We start from the raw sequence: 15,407 nt of genomic DNA, 5'->3' as shown, positions 1-15,407 counted from the left end.
CCCTTTAACGTGCGTCGTGCACGATGCGCCCGCCGACGATGGTGAGCAAGACCTTGCCCTGCAGCACGCGCCCGTCGAAGGGCGAGTTCTTGGATTTGGACCGCAGCTTGTCGGCGTCGATGACCACCGGCGCATTGGGGTTGAACAGCACCAGATCGGCCGGGGCGTCCGCTTGCAGCTCGCCCGCGTCCAGCCCCAGCAGGGCGGCCGGGCCGCTGGTCAGGGGCCGCAGGATGTCGATCAGGTCCAGCCCGGCCTCGTGGTGCAGGCTCAGCGCGGCGGGCAGCAGGGTCTCAAGCCCCACGGCGCCGGGCGCCGCCTCGCTGAACGGACGGCGCTTGTCCTCGGCCGGGGCCGGGGTGTGGGCCGAGGTGATGACGTCGATCAGCCCTTCGCGCACCGCCTCAATCATGGCCTGCCGGTCACTCTCGGCGCGCAGGGGCGGGTCCAGCCGGTAGAAGGTGCGGTAGTCGCCGATGTCCACCTCGTTGAAGCACAGGTGGTTGATCGACACGCTGGCGGCGACCTCCAGCCCCCTGGCGCGGGCGCGAGCCAGGCAATCCAGCGCCGCCTCGGTGGAGATCTGGTCGGCCAGGAACCGGGCGCCGGTTTGTTCCACCAGCGCCAGATCGCGCTCCAGCTGGATACGCTCGGCGATGGCCGGCGCGCCCGACAGACCCAGCCGCGTGGCCAGTTCGCCCGAGGTGGCGCAGGCGCCCTCCGACAGCCACGGGTCCGCCGGGCGGTGGGCGATCAGGGCGTTGAAGGCGGAGGCGTAGCTCATCACCCGCTGCAGGGTGCGGCTGTTGGCGATGATGCGGTCGCCGTCGGTGAAGTACAGGGCGCCGGCCTCGGCCATCAGACCGATTTCGGCCATGCGCTCGCCGTCCAGCCCGCGCGTGGCGGCGCCGGCCGCGCGCACATTGACCAGATTAAGGGCCGCGCCGCGCCGCTGGATGAAATCGACCATGGCCGGGTCGTCCACGGCCGGGTCGGTGTCCGGCTGGATGACGATGGTGGTGACCCCGCCCGCCGCCGCCGACAGGCTGGCCGACTTTAGGGTCTCCTTGGGCTCGGCGCCCGGCTCGCCAGTCTTGACCCGGATGTCGATCAGGCCCGGCGCCAGCACCATGCCGCCGGCGTCGATGATTTCGACCCCGTCCGGGGTCCGGGTCGCGGCGCCGTGGACGACCTCGACGATGCGGCCGTCCTGGATCAGCACCGCGCCGGGGCCGTCATAGTCGCCCGCCGGGTCCACCAGCCGGGCGTTGATGATCGCCAAAGCCTTGGAGGATGGGCCGCTCATCGTTCCGCCTCCTGCCGCGCGGACAGGGAGGCCAGCACCGCCATGCGCACCGCCACGCCCATCTCCACCTGATCCTGGATCAGGGAGACGGCGGGGTCGTCGGCCACGCCGGAGTCGATCTCGACACCCCGGTTCATGGGGCCGGGGTGCATCACCCTGGCGCCGGGCGCCGCCCAGGCCAGCTTCTCGGCGTCGAGGCCCCAGAAGCGGTAGTATTCGCGGGTCGACGGGGCCAGGGCGCCGTCCATGCGCTCCAGCTGCAGGCGCAGCATCATGACCACGTCGCAGCCCTTCAGCCCCTCGCGCATGTCGTGAAACACCTCGCAGCCCCAGCGGTCCGCGTCGCCGGGCACCAGGGTTGGGGGGCCGATCAGGCGCACCCTCACCCCCATCATGGACAGCAAGGCCACGTTCGAGCGCGCGACCCGGCTGTGGGCAACGTCGCCGCAGATGGCCACCGTCAGCCCCCCCACGTCGCCGAAGGCGCGGCGCAGGCTCAGCATGTCCAGCAGGGCCTGGGTGGGGTGCTCGTGCCGGCCGTCGCCGGCGTTGACCACGGCGCAGCCCACCTTCTGGGACAGCAGCTCCGCCGCGCCCGACGCCGAATGGCGCACCACCAGAATGTCCGGCTTCATGGCGTTCAGGGTCATGGCCGTATCGATCAGGGTCTCGCCCTTGGCTACCGAGGAGGTGCGCGGGTTCATGCTGACCACGTCTGCGCCCAGCCGCTTGGCCGCGATCTCGAAAGAAGCCGAGGTGCGGGTGGAGTTCTCGAAGAACAGATTGACCACCGTGCGCCCGCGCATCAGATCCAGCGCCTTGGCCCCCTGACGGTTCACATCCACGCAGGCGTCGGCCAGATCCAGCAGCGCGGTCAGCGTCACGGGATTCAGATCGCCGGCGGAATTGAAATGGGCCCGGGGAAACGGCGTCAGCCGTGAACGGACAAGATCGGTGACGGCCTGGGTCATCGAGGCCTCGCTATAGGGCTGAGTCCCGCCGAACGCCAGCGCTGCGACGCCCCAGTCACAGGAATCCGAACAGGAACAGCATCAGGGGCATGGTGAACAGGGCGCCCAGGGTGGTGAAGGCCACCACCGCCGCCATCAGGGGGGCGTCCCCGCCCATCTGGCGCGCCAGCACATAGGAGGCCGCTGCGCCCGGCGCCGATCCGGCCAGCAGGACGATGCCCAGCGCCGTGCGGTCGGCTCCCAGCACGATGGCGAACCCGGCCATGATCAGGGGCAGGACCAGCAGCTTGGCGGCCGTGACCAGTCCCACCACCACCGGCCGTCCCGCCGCGTCGCGGAAGCTTAGCCCCGCCCCCGCCACCATCAGGCCCAGCACGATAGCCGCGCCCCCCAGCATGGCGAAGGGCGTCATCAGGACGTCCGGCGGGCGCAGGCCGGTCAGGTTCAGCGCCGTGCCGATGACGCAGGACCAGATGATCGGATTGACCCACAGCGAACGCCCCACCATGCGCCAGCCGCCGCCCTGGCCCACGCCCCATCTGGCCAGCACCAGCACGCAGACGATGTTGATGGAGGGGATCAACGCGCCCAGCGCCACTGCGGCCAGCCCCACGGACTCCTGTCCGAAGATGGACGCGGCGACCGGCAGGAAGACGAAGCCGTTCCAGCGGATCACCCCCTGGAATACGCTGGTGTAGGCGGCGTCGGACACCTTGATCAGCGGCTTGGCCAGAAAGGTGATCAGGGCCATCAGCATGGCGCCCGCCAGCGTCGCAAGCGCCACAACGCCCGCACCGCCGCCGGTGAAGTCGGCGTTCCAGATGCCGGGGATCAGGAAGGCCGGATAGAAGACGAAATAGGTCAGCCGCTCCACCGGCCGCCAGCCGTCCTCGGGCAGGAAGCGGGCGGCCTTCAGACCCCAGCCCAGGGCGATCAGGGCGAACACCGGCAGGAAGCCGGACAGCAAGGCGTTCATGCGGGCCTCAGCCGATCCAGCGCGCCTTGCAGGATCCAGGCGGCGGCGGTCCGGTCGATCACCCCGGCGCGCCGTTTCCGGTTCAGGTCCAGATCCTCGATCAGGAACCGCTCCACCGCCGAGGTGGACAGCCGCTCGTCCCAGAAGGCCACATTGATCGGGCGGATGCGCTCCAGATTGCGGGCGAAAGCGCGGACAGACTGCGCGCGGGCCCCCTCGCTGCCGTCCATGTTCACCGGCAGGCCGATGATCAGCGCCGAGACCTTCCGATGGTCCATCAGCTTGAACAAGCGCTCTGCGTCTGCGGTGAACTTCGTCTTGCGGATCAGCTCCAGCGGACTGGCGATCATGCGGGTGGCGTCGGACGCGGCCACGCCGATGGTCTTCTCACCCAGGTCCAGCCCCAGCCAAGGGGTGTCGGGCGGGCAGGCGGCGGACAGATCTGAAAGATCGAAAACAGGCACGAAACGGGCGGTAGGACTGGCGCAAGGCCGTGTCAAAGGCGAAACTGAATTCCACTGGCTGACGGAGGGACGGATGATGAGCAGAAATCTGGCGATTGCGGCGGCTCTGGGCCTGATGATTTCGGCCTGCGACGGTCTGCCCGAGGAAGAACACGCGGTGGACCGCACGCGCGAACCTGTCGCCGCCGCCGTGCCAACGGCCCAGCCCGCCGACACCCGCGCCCAGCCTGCGGGTGAGCCCGAGATCATCGAGCTCGCGGCGGGCGCCGCCCTGCAGTCGGCCGCCTCGGTGATGCAGCTCCATCCCATGGAGAACCAGAACGCCAAGCTGTTCGCCGTATCGGGCGGCGATCCGGCCATGAACGGTCTCGTCACCTATCTGGGCCTGTTCGCGGGTCCCGCCGAAGGCTGGCGCGTCTACCGGATCGGCGACTTCGAGGAGTGGACCGTGTCCGAGGAAGGCCGTCGCCGCGTGGTGCTGGACGCCCGCGAAAGCCGCATGAGCGAGGACGGCGACATCGTCACCGAAGATCGCCGCCTCATCGTGGAGTTCCGCATGGGCGAAGACGGCGTATCGGACCGGGTCACCGTCACCCCGGCGCGCTGATCGGCGCTGTCAGACGTCGTCGTCGCCGACGGGACCGCCTTCGCTTTCCATGCGATTGATCTGTTTCGCGTCCTTTCTGGTGAATTTCAGCCGGACGCCGAGGCCCTGTCGGCCATCTTCCGGGATGAAGACGGCGCCGCCGCTTTCCAGCGCAGACTGGATCGCGCCGCGTGCAGCGTCGCCGGGATCGATCTTGCCCCGTTCGAAGGCGGCCAGGGCCTCGGCCTCGACCCCGGACAGCCGGGCCACATGATCGCGCGGCCATTCCACAAGGACGCGGGCGGCGCGGGCCTGGGGTCCGGTGATGGGCATGGCGGGATCCTCATGGTCAGGGGGCAGGAGGCAGCTTAGTCCGGCCCGCCCCGAAATCCAGCCGGTGCGACGACGCGGACGGCCAGGCGCGCGCCGCTTGTGCAACCGCGAAGGGGCGGCTAATCCCGAGGTGACTTTCACTTCTTTCGTGATTTGGAGGGCCGCATGGCCATCGACGCCGCGACGGTGAGGCGCGTCGCCCACCTCGCCCGCATCAAGACGCCGGAAGACCGCCTTGAGCCGCTGGCCCAGGAGTTGAACGGCATCCTCGCGTGGATCGAACAGCTGAACGAGGTGGACGTGGAGGGCGTGGAGCCCATGACCTCCAATGTGCGCCAGCCCCTGCGCCTGCGCGAGGACGTGGTCACCGACGGCGGCAAGGTGGATGCGGTGCTGTCCAACGCTCCCAAATCCGCCGACGGCTTCTTCGTCGTGCCCAAGGTGGTCGAGTAAGCCATGACCGACCTGACGAAACTGACCCTCAAGGCCGCCGTCGACGGCCTCACGGCCCGCGACTTCTCGTCCGAAGAGATCACCGCCGCCTTCCTCAAGACCATCGAGGCTGCCAATCCGACCCTGAACGCCTATGTCCAGATCACGGGAGACAAGGCGCTGGCGATGGCGCGGGCGTCCGACGCGAAGCTGGCGAAAGGCGAGGGTGGGGCGCTGGAAGGCGCGCCGCTGGGGATCAAGGACCTGTTCTGCACCGACGGGGTCCAGACCACGGCCGGCTCGAACATGCTGAAGGGCTTCGTGCCGCCCTATGAATCCACCGTCACCGCCAACCTGTGGCGCGACGGGGCGGTGATGCTGGGCAAGCTGAACATGGACGAGTTCGCCATGGGCTCGTCCAACGAGACCAGCGCCTTCGGCCCGGTAGTGAATCCCTGGAAGTCCAGCGGCTCCAACGCCGACCTGACGCCGGGCGGCTCGTCCGGCGGCTCGGCCTCGGCGGTGGCGGCGGACCTGTGTCTGGCGGCCACGGCGTCGGACACCGGCGGCTCGATCCGCCAGCCCGCGGCCTTCACCGGTACGGTCGGCATCAAGCCCACCTACGGCCGCGCCAGCCGCTTCGGCATGGTGGCTTTCGCCTCGTCGCTGGATCAGGCCGGGCCGATCACGAAGACGGTGGCGGATGCGGCCATCCTGCTGCGGTCCATGTGCTCGTTCGACACCAAGGACTCCACCAGCCTGGACGTGGAGACGCCGGACTGGACCGCCAGCCTGGGCAAGGGCGTGAAGGGCCTGCGGATCGGGATCCCGAAGGAATATGTGGTTGACGGCATGCCCGCCGAACAGCTGGCGCTGTGGGAGCAGGGCAAGGCCTGGCTGAAGGACGCCGGCGCCGAGATCGTCGAGATCAGCCTGCCGCACACGAAGTACGCCCTGCCGGCCTATTACATCATCGCCCCGGCCGAGGCCTCGTCGAACCTGGCCCGCTATGACGGCATGCGCTTCGGCCACCGGGCCAGCGAGGCGAAGTCTCTGACCGACCTGTACGAGACCAGCCGCGCCGAGGGCTTCGGCAAGGAGGTCCAGCGCCGCCTGACCATCGGCGCCTATGTGCTGTCGGCCGGATTCTATGACGCCTATTATGTCCGGGCCCTGAAGGTGCGCCGCCGCATCGCCCAGGACTTCGACGATGTCTGGGGCAAGGTCGACGCCATCCTGACGCCGTCCACGCCGTCGGCCGCCTTCGCCTTGGGCGACAAGCAGGTGGACCCGCTGACCATGTACCTGAACGACGTGTTCACGGTGACCGCCAACCTGGCCGGCCTGCCGGGCATTTCGGTCCCCGCCGGTCTGGACAAGGGCGGCCTGCCGCTCGGCCTGCAGGTCATCGGCAAGGCGCTGGACGAGGCGACGGTGTTCCGGGTGGCCGACGCGCTGGAGCAGGCCGCCGGGTTCGTGGCGCGGCCGGAGAAGTGGTGGTGACTAAGGCTGGGTGGAGGCCGTGGATAAAAGGCCTTTCGGTCGCTGCAGGCATCTGTGCGTTCCTGTTTTCAGGAGCCGCGCTGATGGGTGCCGCTGTAATGCGCGACTACGGCGTGACGCCCTATCCATATGATGTGATCGCAGGGGCCACCGCCATCGCGGCGGTGCTGCTCGTGGGCTGGCCATGGGTCTTTTGGAAACCTTCTCCTGATCGGAGAGTGCCGAGAAAGACGCCATGAGCTTGAGGTCCAGCCGCCTTTTCAAACGTGCGGTCCTGGCCATCTACTGGGTCGCTCTGCCGATCTGCCTGCTTGCCTTCGTTGCATCCTTCACAGCCATGAGTCCGGACGGCGCCTATCAGCCTTCGTTGGGGACGGCGCTTGTATCGGCAGCGCTTGCCGGTCTCATTGGTTGGCGCCTCTGGCTCATCGCCAGATCCATGGGACACGTTGGAGAACTTCCGTCGCCTCGCCGATGGATCATCGTTGTCATCCCGCTCGCGCTGCTATCGCTGGTGGGCTTGGCCGTGATGCTTCTTGGTCTCGTCTGGACAGGTCTGGGTCTATGGTTGGCGCTAGAGCCCGGAGCGCTTGAAGGCGCGCTCATCTACCCTGACGGCGTTTTGGACAGTCGATGGGCAGGCGCCCTGACGGCTGGTTCCGGCCTGATTGCTTTGATCGGCGGCGCAGCCCTCAATATTCCCCTATTGCGCCTTTTGCCCCGCCGCAGGTCTGAAACGCCTTCACCCGCTGACGCGGCCGCTCTAGATACGATGCCATGACCGACACCAAGATTGAATCTTCCAAACTCATCCAGGGCCGGACCGGCCCGTGGGAAATCGTCATGGGGCTGGAAATCCACGCCCAGGTGGCGTCGAAGGCCAAGCTGTTCTCGGGCGCCGCCGTCGGCTTCGGAGCCGGGCCGAACGAGCAGGTGTCGCTGGTGGACGCCGGCTTCCCCGGCATGCTGCCGACCCTGAACCGGTTCTGCGTGGAGCAGGCGGTGCGCACGGGGCTGGGCCTCAACGCCCGGATCAATACGTTCAGCCAGTTCGACCGGAAGAACTATTTCTATCCCGACCTGCCCACCGGCTATCAGATCAGCCAGCTGTATCACCCCATCGTGGGCGAGGGCGTGGTGGAGGTTGAGGCCGAGGACGGGTCCTTCTTCAATGTGGGCATCGAGCGCCTGCATCTGGAGCAGGACGCCGGCAAGCTGATCCACGACCTGTCGCCGACCGAATCCTATGTGGACCTGAACCGCTCGGGCACGGCCCTGATGGAGATCGTCTCCCGGCCGGACCTGCGCAGTCCTGAGGAGGCGGTGGCCTACGTCAAGAAGATCCGGACCATCCTGATCTATCTGGGCACCTGCGACGGGGACATGGAGAAGGGCAACCTGCGGGCTGACGTGAACGTGTCGGTCTGCCGGGAGGGCCAGTACGCCAAATACAAGGAAACCGGGGACTTCAGCCATCTGGGCACCCGCTGCGAGATCAAGAACGTCAACTCGTTCCGCTTCATCTCCCAGGCCATCCAGTACGAGGCGCGCCGACAGATCGAGATCCTCGAGGACGGCGGCAAGATCGATCAGGAGACCCGCCTGTACGACCCCGCGTCCGGCGAGACCCGGTCCATGCGCTCCAAGGAAGAGGCCATGGACTACCGCTACTTCCCGGACCCGGACCTGCTGCCGCTGGAGATCGAGCAGGCCTGGATCGACGAGATCAAGGCCTCCCTGCCGGAGCTGCCCGACGAGAAGCGCAAGCGGCTGATGAGCCAGTACGGCCTGTCGCAATATGATGCGGTGGTGCTGATCTCCGAACAGGCCAAGGCGGACTATTTCGAGGCGGCGGCGAAGGGGCGCGACGCCAAGCTGGTCTCCAACTGGGTCACCAACGAACTGTCGGCCCGGCTGGCCGCCGACCATCTGGACTTCGACCAGAGCCCGGTCCCGGCCGCCCATGTGGCCGAGCTGGTGGCGCTGATCGAGGACGGGACCATCTCGTCGAAGATCGCCAAGGAAGTGTTCGACCACGTCTGGAACGGGCAGGGGAGCCCGTCCGAGGTGGTGGAGAAACACGGCCTGAAACAGGTCACCGACACCGGCGCCATCGAGGCCGCCATCGACGCCATCATCGCCGCCAATCCCGACAAGGCCGAGGCCGTGAAGGACAAGCCCCAGGCCCTGGGCTGGTTCGTCGGCCAGGTCATGAAGGCCACCGGCGGCAAGGCCAATCCGGCGGCCGTGAACGAGATCCTGAAGGCCAGGCTGGGGGTCGAGTAAGCCCCCACACCTTCGCACAATGAAAAAGGCCCCGGTGGATCGCTCCGCCGGGGCCTCTTTTCGTCTGAACGGGTCTACCAGTTCCAGGCGTCGAAGATCACCTCGATGATGTAGCCGTCATGCTGGTCGATCAGATAGATGTGGTTGTCCACGTGCACCCACCGGGTGCCGACCGGCGGATAACCCAGGCCGTAGAAGCGGTAGTCATTCACCTGATAACGCCAGAAGACGCTGGGCAGGTAGTCGCCCTCGGACCAGCGGCGGCCCCAATGTTGGCGCGGGACCTGATAGTAGCCGTAGCTGGGCGCGTAGTAGAACCCGACCCTCAGGCCAGAATAACCGCGGAACCAGCTGTGGTGACGCCACCAGTTGGCCTGCTGACGGCGCTGCCAGTCGCGGCGCCAGTGGTCGCGGTTCCAGCGCTGGCGGAACTCGCGATATTCCCGTCGATCCCGGCGGGCTTCGCGCCGGTCGTCCCGTCGATCATCACGACGGTCCCAGCGGTCGCCGCGCCGGTCGTCACGCCGATCCCAGCGGTCGTCACGGCGATCCGGGCGTCTGTCTGACCGGTCATTTCGGCGATCGTCGCGCCGGGCGTCCGGGTTGGGACGACGATCCCGGTCCCAATCGCGCCGGTCTTCTCGTCTGTCCGTGCGCGGGCCGCCGGTCTGAGGCGGGGTCGGCCTGCGGTCGGTCTGGGGACGGTCCGGGCGGTTCGGTCTGTCGCCGCGCCGATCCTCACGGCGCTCTTGCCGGTCTTCGCGCCGGTCCGTGCGGGGGCCGCCGGTCTGGGGCGGGGGCGGCGTGCGGTCGGTCTGGGGGCGATCAGGGCGCGCCGGTCTGTCCGCACGGCGTTCCTGACGATCACTGCGGCGTTCCTGCCGCGCCTCCTGCCGCTCCTGCCGTTGAGGCGTTGCGCCGCGGGTCGAGCCGGAGGAATCCGGGCGCCGGGTCTGTTCACGGGTCATTTCGCTGTTGCGGTCAGGGCGGCGGTCCTGGGCGAAGGCTTCGCCCGCGCTGGCCATGATCGGCACGACGAGCGACGCGATCGCCGTGGCCACGATGAAGCGTTTCATGCTGTTCATCCTCGTACCCGCCAGGGTGGCGGCGTTGATTGAAGACTGGGCAGTTCGCCATGAACCTTAACTGAACGTGGTTGTCAGCTATCGCCCTTGTATCTGTTCTGAAACGAAAAAGCCCCGCCGGGTGGCGGGGCTCCACGTTCGATGATGGCAGGTGATCAGTAAACGTTCAGGACGATGTCCGCGATCAGGCCTGTAGCCAGGGCGATCAGGACGATGTCGTTATTGGCGTGCACCCAGCGATACCCCCGCGGCGCCGGCCGCAGTCCGTAGAAATAGGGGTCACGCACATGGTAGCTGCGATAGGCGTAGGGCAGGGAGTGGCCACGCTGCCAGCGATAGCCATAATACCGCGGCTCGACCCGGTAATAGCCGTAGCTGGGGGCGTAGTAGTACCCCCGGCGGGCGCCGCGATAGTCGCGGAACTCGGGGCGGCCGCGCCACCAGTTGGGATTGCTCCGCTCCCAGCGATCGGCGCGGCGATCCTGACGGAAGTCGCGGCGGTCCTGACGGTTATCACGGCGCCAGTCGCGGCGGTCCTCGCGACGGTCACGGCGCCATTCGCGCTGGTCCTGACGGTTGTCGCGGCGGTAATCCCGTCGGTCCTCACGACGGTCCTGGCGCCACTCCCGGCCATCGCGACGCGACTGGGCCTCGGCGGCCAGGGGCGCGGAGACGGTGATGAGGCCGATGGCGACGGCGGCGGCCTTGACGAGGGTTTTCATGGCGATCCTCTCGAAGGGGCCGCGACGGATTTCTTGCGAGCGGCCGTTTAACTGTGTCGCCAAGGTCTCGCCCTTGACATGAATTCACCCTGAACGAGCGGTTCAGGTTAATTCCGCGCGCCTGTTGCGAGGGCGCACGCTCCTTCCCAAATCGAACCGTGACGCTGGAAAGGATCATCATGACCAAGCCCCTGGAACTCTGGTACTGGCCCACGCCCAATGGCTGGAAGGTCTCCATCGCTCTTGAAGAGATGGGTCTGCCCTATGTGGTCAAGCCGGTGAACATCGGCGCGGGTGAGCAGTTCACGCCCGAGTTCCTGGCCATCAGTCCCAACAACCGCATGCCGGCCCTGGTCGATCCCGAGGGGCCGGACGGCAAGCCGCTGTCGATCTTCGAGTCCGGCGCGATCCTGCAGTATCTGGCGAACAAGACCGGTCAATTCTATCCGACGGACATCCGGGCGCGGGCGGAGGTGGACCAGTGGCTTTTCTGGCAGGTGGGGGGCCTGGGCCCCATGGCGGGCCAGACCCATCACTTCCGCCAGTACGCCCCCGCCCTGATCAAGGACCAGCGTCAGATCGCTTACGGGGTGCGTCGCTACACCGACGAGACCAACCGGCTCTATGGCGTACTGAACACGCGACTGGCGGATCGGGACTATGTGGCGGGGGACTACTCCATCGCCGACATGGCCATCTGGCCGTGGATCCTGCCCGGGCCGCAAGGACAGGACCTGGAGGCCTTTCCCCACCTGAAGGCCTGGATGGAGCGGGTCGGCGCCCGGCCGGCGGTTCAGGCAGGCAGGGCGGTCGGAAACGACCTGCGCGGCGATCTCGGCGCGGCGGGAAAACAGGCCGAGCAGGCGCGAAAGATGCTGTTCGGCCAGCGGGCCCGGTAAACAAGACCTTTCAACCGGATTGAGGAGTCCTGAATCAGCATTTCAGTATTCAGGACTCCTTTACACAAAAGATTTTGCGCGCCCTCCGCCGTTAACTTTAACTTCAATAGCGCCGGTCTTTGATCGTGTCACAGGACGAGGCCAGAAAGGCCTTCGCAAGGAGATACGGTGATGATCGCGCAAGAACTGGCGCACGACTGTGAAGCCCCCATGGACAGCGGCCTGCCGCTGCCCACTCCGGACATGGACGGAGACGCCCTGTTCCGCCTGGGCATGATGTATTCGACCGGTCAGGGCGGTGCGCCCATGGATCGGGTCAGCGCCCACATGATCTTCAATCTGGCCGCCATGAAAGGCTCGATCGAGGCTCGCGCCTATCGCAAGGAACTGTCCGCCGAGATGGACCGCGAGGATCTGGCCGAAGCCCAGCGCGCCGCGCGCCGCTGGATCGATCAGGGCGTGGTCAATCTGGCCGCCTAGAGCATGATCGTTTCGGATAGAACCGCGATCAGGCTCTAGAAGCGTGTGTAGACGCTGTCGTTGATCGAATAGCTGAAGCTGACCGGCAGCGAATCGCGGATCTGGCTGAAGAACACCGCCAGCTCCGCCAGGGTGGTGCGGGGCACGTACAGGATATCGGACCGGCGCAAGGCCACGGCTGTGGTGCGCGGTCCGCTCAGGTCCACCACCCGCATCATGCGCACATTGCCCGGCCCGCGCCGGACCAGCGCCACCTGGGACCGCCTTCCCGTGGGCAGGAAACCGCCGGCCATGATGATCGCCTGCCAGGCCTCGATGTCGCCGGGCATGTCGTAGACGCCGGGGGTTCGCACTTCGCCGTCCACCCACACTTTCAGCGGCCCGGCCTGGGTCAGGGTGACCTCGACCATAGGATGGCGCAGCTGTCTGGCGTAGGCCGTCGCCAGCGACGCCTCCAGTTCGGGCAGGGAGCGGTCCGCCGCCATGACCTGGCCGATCAGCGGCATGGAGATGCGCCCGTCGGGGCCCACGCGCACCGCCCGGTTCAGTTCGGGCGCCGTGGGCGTCTGGATGTCCAGTTCGTCGCCGGGATAGATCAGATACTCCGGCTCGGCGTCGCTCCAGTCGGCGAAGGCGATGTCGGGGAAGCCGGGGGTCTGCGCCGATCGGCCCAGTCCCGCGCCGCCGGAACAGCCGGCCAGGGCGCCGGTGGAGGCCAGGGCGATCAGAAGATGGCGGCGATCCATGGACATCAACGACTCGTGCGGCGGCTTCGGGCGTCAGGCTGACCCTGCAATCGTAACCGATGGTTAACGCGGAACGGCGAACTGTGGGTCTGTTAACCCTGTTTGCCGGGATTCGCCGTTCATGCGCACGTCCGCCTATCTGTCGACCCGCCCGCGATACGGGTTGCTGGACCTGGCGGCCCTGCTGTTCCGCGAACTGTGGGTCATGGTCGCCGTGTTCCTGGCCATCTGCATTCTCGGCGTCATCCTCATTCTGACGACCATCAGCAAGACCTACACGGCCCGGGCCGGGATCGTCGCCACAGTGGGGCAGGAGTACGTCTACCAGCCCACCGTGGGGACCGAGCGGAACAGCACCAATGTGCCCCAGGTCAACGAGATCGCCCAGGCCGAGGCGGCCATCCTGAACAGCAGCGAGCTGAAGCGCCGGGTGATCCAGGCGGTGGGTGTGGAGACCGTGCTGGGCGAACGGGCGGCGTCCCGGGCGGCCAGCGCCGAGGCGGCGGAGCGGAGCGCGCTGCGCACCATGATTCGCGACCTTGAAGTGTCCACGGCGCCCCTCAGCGGGGTGATCCAGCTGAGCTATGAGGCGCGCGACGCCGACACGGCGGCGGCGGTTCTGAACGGCCTGCTGGATCAGTACCTGATCTATCGCCGCGAGGTGTTCCAGGACCGCATGACGCCGGCCCTGCAGGAGCAGCGCGAGGTGTTCGAGGATGAACTGCTGGACGCGGACAGCGCCTATGAAGCCTTCCTGCGCACCAATGACATCGGCGACTTCAACACGGCCCGCGACAGCCTGGGGGCGTCCTACCAGACCGTCTTCGCCGAGCGGCTGGCGGTGGACGCCCAGCTCGCCCAGGTGTCGAACCGGCTGGCCCGGCTGCGGCTGGAACTGGGCTCGGTTCCCGCCGAGATCGTGCTGAACCAGCAGCTGAACGTGGCGGCCCAGGACCAGGTGCTGCTGCTGCGCACCGAGCGCGAGAACCTGCTGGCGCGCTATCAGCCGGACTCCCAGCCAGTGCGGGACATCGAGGAGCGCATCGCCCAGATGCAGGCCTTCGTGAACACCGGCACGGCGGTGGGGCCGCGCGACGTGCAGACGGGGCCGAACCCCATCTGGGTGTCGCTGGACACCGAGCGGATCCAGCTGACCGCCGAGCGGGACTCCCTGATCGGGCGGCGGTCGGTGCTGGAGGCCCAGCTGAACGACCTGCGCGCGCGCCAGTCGCGGCTGACGGAGCTGGAGTCCCGCAACGCCACCCTGTCGGCGGACCGGGAGATGCTGACCAGCAACATCCGCGAGTTCGCCCTGCGTGAAAGCCAGAGCCGCGCGGCCACGTCCCTGGCCCGGAGCGGGGCGGACAACATCCGCATCGTGGAACGCGCCTCGCCGCCCACGCGGGGGACGAGCCTGCGCATGCCCGGCATGCTGCTGGTGATCCTGTTCGCCGGGTTCACGGCCCTGTGCGTCGGGCTGATCCGCATCTTCCTGCGGCCCGGCTTCACCACGCCCGGATCGGCGGGGCGGACGCTGGAGCTGCCGGTGCTGGCGGTGGCCCCCCTGAAGGCCCGCTGAGTGTTCCCCTGAGAGCCTGATCGGTTGAGGTGGAATCGCTTCGCGTTTCCGCCGATGCCGTGAATCAGGCTCCCAGTTTAAACTGGACCGAAATCTGCCTGGTTGGACTGCGTCCAACCAAGCCGATTTCGGTCGGGGGTTGTGATAGCTTCGGCCAAACAGGTGCGCGTAACGATTCGATGGTCGACCTCACTGCGGAAATGGCGGGACTTTGGGCGGCGCTGGGTCCGGCGTCGGGCCATCGCGGCCGCGTGATCCAGTTCGTAGCCGCCAACCACGGGGAGGGGACCTCCGCCGTGGCGCGCGAGTTCGCCCGCCTGGCCGCCGTTCGGGCCCGCCGTCCGGTCTGGCTGGTGGACGCCGACCTGAACGCCCAGCAGCAGCTGGAGGCCGTCGGCGCCCAGCCGGACCGCTTCGGCAAGCTGGGCAAGACCGCCTACGCCTCGCCCGACGGCTCGTGCTTCTTCACCGTGTCGCCGCGCCTGACGGCCAAGGACGGCCGCCCGGTGGCGCCCGCCCGGCTGCTGATCGCCCAGCCCTGCCTCGGCGGCCGGCTATGGATCACCCGGTTTCGGGGCGAGGTGCTGAAGTCCGGCCAGCGGGTCGAGGCCCTGCACGATGCGGCCTACTGGGACGCCATGCGCAAGCACGCCGAGACCGTGGTGGTGGACGCCCCGTCCGCCGACCGCTCGGACATGGCCGTCAACCTGGCCCCCTATGTGGACGCCACCGTTCTGGTGGTCGCCGCGGAGACCACCCGCGCCGCCGAACCCATCGCCCTGCGCGACGAGATCGAGGCGGTGGGCGGCCGCATCGCCGGGGTGGTCATGAACCGCTCCACCTACCAGCCGCCGGGGTTCCTGAAGAAGGTGCTCGGTTAGACTGTCGGCGTGAAAAACAGTGCAACTGGAGTGCAACGGCGGCGGAATTGTTCAGCGAAAACAGTCGTGGCGTGTTCGCCCCTTTGCACCGCTCACCCCAGCGAAGGCTGGGGGCCAGATGGCGAATCCGATCCTCCGGACGTGGTGCGCGAGCAGCC

Annotated in this window: 17 protein-coding genes; 9 read left to right on the top strand and 8 right to left on the bottom strand. The window is 67.6% G+C overall.

Annotated elements, in window-relative coordinates:
• Window positions 1-4: 4 nt before the first annotated feature.
• Genes pyrC through ruvX form a run of 4 tightly spaced genes read right to left on the bottom strand, consistent with a single transcriptional unit; the run spans window position 5 to window position 3,717 of the window.
• Window positions 5-1,306 (bottom strand): dihydroorotase, encoded by a 1,302-nt coding sequence (gene pyrC, locus C0461_RS00605; protein WP_292102803.1) that lies wholly within the window; start codon window positions 1,304-1,306, stop codon window positions 5-7.
• A complete protein-coding gene (locus C0461_RS00600; protein WP_196838618.1) occupies window positions 1,303-2,277 on the bottom strand; it encodes an aspartate carbamoyltransferase catalytic subunit in 975 nt (324 codons plus the stop codon). Before C0461_RS00600 ends, pyrC begins: the two co-directional genes overlap by 4 nt.
• Before the next feature lie 55 nt (window positions 2,278-2,332).
• On the bottom strand, window positions 2,333-3,253 hold the full coding sequence (locus tag C0461_RS00595; protein WP_292102792.1) for an AEC family transporter: 921 nt from the start codon (window positions 3,251-3,253) through the stop codon (window positions 2,333-2,335).
• Window positions 3,250-3,717, bottom strand: a complete 468-nt coding sequence (gene ruvX / locus C0461_RS00590; protein WP_292102790.1) for a Holliday junction resolvase RuvX — start codon at window positions 3,715-3,717, stop codon at window positions 3,250-3,252. Before ruvX ends, C0461_RS00595 begins: the two co-directional genes overlap by 4 nt.
• Window positions 3,718-3,790: 73 nt before the next feature.
• Between ruvX and C0461_RS00585 the strand changes: the two genes are divergently transcribed.
• The gene (locus C0461_RS00585) at window positions 3,791-4,324 is read left to right on the top strand and encodes a hypothetical protein (protein WP_292102783.1); all 534 of its coding nucleotides are present in this window, start codon (window positions 3,791-3,793) and stop codon (window positions 4,322-4,324) included.
• 9 nt (window positions 4,325-4,333) lie between these two features.
• On the opposite strand, the gene C0461_RS00580 is transcribed toward C0461_RS00585, so the two are convergent.
• A complete protein-coding gene (locus C0461_RS00580) occupies window positions 4,334-4,636 on the bottom strand; it encodes a DNA-binding protein (protein WP_292102776.1) in 303 nt (100 codons plus the stop codon).
• Between the two features lie 165 nt (window positions 4,637-4,801).
• Between C0461_RS00580 and gatC the strand changes: the two genes are divergently transcribed.
• The 4 genes from gatC (at window position 4,802) to gatB (ending at window position 8,857) form a co-directional block, all read left to right on the top strand.
• Entirely contained in the window at window positions 4,802-5,089 is a 288-nt protein-coding gene (gatC, locus tag C0461_RS00575; protein ID WP_292102769.1) for an Asp-tRNA(Asn)/Glu-tRNA(Gln) amidotransferase subunit GatC, read from the top strand.
• Window positions 5,090-5,092: 3 nt separating this feature from the next.
• A complete protein-coding gene (gene gatA, locus C0461_RS00570) occupies window positions 5,093-6,571 on the top strand; it encodes an Asp-tRNA(Asn)/Glu-tRNA(Gln) amidotransferase subunit GatA (RefSeq protein ID WP_292102767.1) in 1,479 nt (492 codons plus the stop codon).
• Window positions 6,572-6,806: 235 nt separating this feature from the next.
• Window positions 6,807-7,352 (top strand): hypothetical protein, encoded by a 546-nt coding sequence (locus tag C0461_RS00565; RefSeq protein ID WP_292102766.1) that lies wholly within the window; start codon window positions 6,807-6,809, stop codon window positions 7,350-7,352.
• The gene (gene gatB, locus C0461_RS00560; RefSeq protein WP_292102762.1) at window positions 7,349-8,857 is read left to right on the top strand and encodes an Asp-tRNA(Asn)/Glu-tRNA(Gln) amidotransferase subunit GatB; all 1,509 of its coding nucleotides are present in this window, start codon (window positions 7,349-7,351) and stop codon (window positions 8,855-8,857) included. Before C0461_RS00565 ends, gatB begins: the two co-directional genes overlap by 4 nt.
• A gap of 74 nt (window positions 8,858-8,931) precedes the next feature.
• Here gatB and C0461_RS00555 read toward each other — a convergent pair whose 3' ends face one another.
• A complete protein-coding gene (locus C0461_RS00555; RefSeq protein ID WP_292102754.1) occupies window positions 8,932-9,933 on the bottom strand; it encodes an RcnB family protein in 1,002 nt (333 codons plus the stop codon).
• 164 nt (window positions 9,934-10,097) lie between these two features.
• Entirely contained in the window at window positions 10,098-10,664 is a 567-nt protein-coding gene (locus C0461_RS00550) for an RcnB family protein (RefSeq protein WP_292102753.1), read from the bottom strand.
• Between the two features lie 179 nt (window positions 10,665-10,843).
• Here C0461_RS00550 and C0461_RS00545 point away from each other — a divergent pair, with 179 nt between their 5' ends.
• Together C0461_RS00545 and C0461_RS00540 are read left to right on the top strand one after the other, a co-directional pair.
• Window positions 10,844-11,563: a glutathione S-transferase N-terminal domain-containing protein gene (locus C0461_RS00545; protein WP_292102752.1), complete on the top strand. Its 720-nt coding sequence runs from the start codon at window positions 10,844-10,846 to the stop codon at window positions 11,561-11,563.
• Window positions 11,564-11,734: 171 nt separating this feature from the next.
• Window positions 11,735-12,043: a sel1 repeat family protein gene (locus C0461_RS00540; protein WP_292102751.1), complete on the top strand. Its 309-nt coding sequence runs from the start codon at window positions 11,735-11,737 to the stop codon at window positions 12,041-12,043.
• A 35-nt stretch (window positions 12,044-12,078) separates the two neighbouring features.
• On the opposite strand, the gene C0461_RS00535 is transcribed toward C0461_RS00540, so the two are convergent.
• Window positions 12,079-12,795, bottom strand: a complete 717-nt coding sequence (locus tag C0461_RS00535; RefSeq protein ID WP_292102747.1) for a polysaccharide biosynthesis/export family protein — start codon at window positions 12,793-12,795, stop codon at window positions 12,079-12,081.
• 115 nt (window positions 12,796-12,910) lie between these two features.
• On the opposite strand from C0461_RS00535, the gene C0461_RS00530 reads away from it, so the two are divergent.
• Window positions 12,911-14,368 (top strand): Wzz/FepE/Etk N-terminal domain-containing protein, encoded by a 1,458-nt coding sequence (locus C0461_RS00530; RefSeq protein WP_292102743.1) that lies wholly within the window; start codon window positions 12,911-12,913, stop codon window positions 14,366-14,368.
• Between the two features lie 179 nt (window positions 14,369-14,547).
• On the top strand, window positions 14,548-15,249 hold the full coding sequence (locus C0461_RS00525; protein ID WP_292102742.1) for a hfsB: 702 nt from the start codon (window positions 14,548-14,550) through the stop codon (window positions 15,247-15,249).
• The last annotated feature ends 158 nt before the right edge of the window (window positions 15,250-15,407 follow it).

Source organism: Brevundimonas sp. (genome assembly GCF_013823285.1).
Taxonomy (GTDB): domain Bacteria; phylum Pseudomonadota; class Alphaproteobacteria; order Caulobacterales; family Caulobacteraceae; genus Brevundimonas.
Note: the sequence above shows the minus strand (reverse complement) of the source record. Positions and strands in the feature narration are given on the sequence as shown.

What these genes read in the sequence shown, in the direction of transcription:
- pyrC (WP_292102803.1), bottom strand. Translation starts at nt 1,306, where the DNA reads ATGAGCGGCCCATCCTCCAAGGCTTTGGCGATCATCAACGCCCGGCTG.
- C0461_RS00600 (WP_196838618.1), bottom strand. Translation starts at nt 2,277, where the DNA reads ATGACCCAGGCCGTCACCGATCTTGTCCGTTCACGGCTGACGCCGTTT.
- C0461_RS00595 (WP_292102792.1), bottom strand. Translation starts at nt 3,253, where the DNA reads ATGAACGCCTTGCTGTCCGGCTTCCTGCCGGTGTTCGCCCTGATCGCC.
- C0461_RS00585 (WP_292102783.1), top strand. Translation starts at nt 3,791, where the DNA reads ATGATGAGCAGAAATCTGGCGATTGCGGCGGCTCTGGGCCTGATGATT.
- C0461_RS00580 (WP_292102776.1), bottom strand. Translation starts at nt 4,636, where the DNA reads ATGCCCATCACCGGACCCCAGGCCCGCGCCGCCCGCGTCCTTGTGGAA.
- gatC (WP_292102769.1), top strand. Translation starts at nt 4,802, where the DNA reads ATGGCCATCGACGCCGCGACGGTGAGGCGCGTCGCCCACCTCGCCCGC.
- gatA (WP_292102767.1), top strand. Translation starts at nt 5,093, where the DNA reads ATGACCGACCTGACGAAACTGACCCTCAAGGCCGCCGTCGACGGCCTC.
- C0461_RS00565 (WP_292102766.1), top strand. Translation starts at nt 6,807, where the DNA reads ATGAGCTTGAGGTCCAGCCGCCTTTTCAAACGTGCGGTCCTGGCCATC.
- gatB (WP_292102762.1), top strand. Translation starts at nt 7,349, where the DNA reads ATGACCGACACCAAGATTGAATCTTCCAAACTCATCCAGGGCCGGACC.
- C0461_RS00555 (WP_292102754.1), bottom strand. Translation starts at nt 9,933, where the DNA reads ATGAAACGCTTCATCGTGGCCACGGCGATCGCGTCGCTCGTCGTGCCG.
- C0461_RS00550 (WP_292102753.1), bottom strand. Translation starts at nt 10,664, where the DNA reads ATGAAAACCCTCGTCAAGGCCGCCGCCGTCGCCATCGGCCTCATCACC.
- C0461_RS00545 (WP_292102752.1), top strand. Translation starts at nt 10,844, where the DNA reads ATGACCAAGCCCCTGGAACTCTGGTACTGGCCCACGCCCAATGGCTGG.
- C0461_RS00540 (WP_292102751.1), top strand. Translation starts at nt 11,735, where the DNA reads ATGATCGCGCAAGAACTGGCGCACGACTGTGAAGCCCCCATGGACAGC.
- C0461_RS00535 (WP_292102747.1), bottom strand. Translation starts at nt 12,795, where the DNA reads ATGTCCATGGATCGCCGCCATCTTCTGATCGCCCTGGCCTCCACCGGC.
- C0461_RS00530 (WP_292102743.1), top strand. Translation starts at nt 12,911, where the DNA reads ATGCGCACGTCCGCCTATCTGTCGACCCGCCCGCGATACGGGTTGCTG.
- C0461_RS00525 (WP_292102742.1), top strand. Translation starts at nt 14,548, where the DNA reads ATGGTCGACCTCACTGCGGAAATGGCGGGACTTTGGGCGGCGCTGGGT.